1 pseudogene is annotated in these 255 nt (G+C 75.3%); it reads left to right on the top strand.

Going from position 1 to position 255, the window contains the following annotated elements:
• A pseudogene (locus RM445_RS32210) lies at nt 1-255 on the top strand (IS982 family transposase); the annotation flags it as partial.

The following is a 255-nucleotide window of genomic DNA, read 5'->3' as shown; positions in this document are numbered from 1 at the left end:
TCCTGCTCGGGGTCCGCTCCGAGGCCCGCTGGTTGCGGTTCGTGCCCCGCGCCCTGCCCGCGGCGTTCCCGTACCTGCCCGGCCAGTCCGGCTACAACAAGCGTCTGCGCGCCGCCCTGCCGCTGGTCAAGCGCCTGATCCGGGCGCTGGCCGCCGACACCGACCTGTGGACGGACCCGGTGTGGGTCATCGACTCCACCCCCGTGGAGTGCGCCCGCTCCCGCCCCACCACGCGCCGGTCGAACCTGGCCGGCT

It is taken from the genome of Pseudonocardia charpentierae (genome assembly GCF_031845345.1).
Taxonomy (GTDB): domain Bacteria; phylum Actinomycetota; class Actinomycetes; order Mycobacteriales; family Pseudonocardiaceae; genus Pseudonocardia; species Pseudonocardia charpentierae.
This window is presented reverse-complemented; position numbering and strand designations above follow the sequence as displayed.